The organism is Paraburkholderia sp. SIMBA_054 (genome assembly GCF_046534875.1).
Classification (GTDB): domain Bacteria; phylum Pseudomonadota; class Gammaproteobacteria; order Burkholderiales; family Burkholderiaceae; genus Paraburkholderia; species Paraburkholderia hospita.
Map to the genome: position 1 here is coordinate 1 of NZ_JAWRXV010001826.1, position 231 is coordinate 231.

At 68.4% G+C, this 231-nt stretch carries 1 protein-coding gene; it reads right to left on the reverse strand.

The window, feature by feature from the left end:
- The coding region (locus tag SB822_RS61355) for a pyridoxal-phosphate dependent enzyme (protein ID WP_410859701.1) at window positions 1-231 on the reverse strand (231 nt) is incomplete at both ends.

Consider the following 231-nt stretch of genomic DNA (forward strand, 5'->3'; position numbering starts at 1 on the left):
GATCAGCCGGTAGCCCTTCTGCTGGGCGACCAGCGCCAGGCCCAGGCCGGTGTTGCCGGCGGTGCCTTCGACCAGGGTGGCGCCGGGCTTGAGGTCGCCGCGCTTTTCGGCGGCCTCGATCATCGACAGGCCGATGCGGTCCTTGATCGAGCCGCCGGGGTTGGCGTTCTCGAGCTTGAGGTAGATCTCGCAAACGCCGGTATCGAGGCGCTGCGCCTTGACGATCGGGGT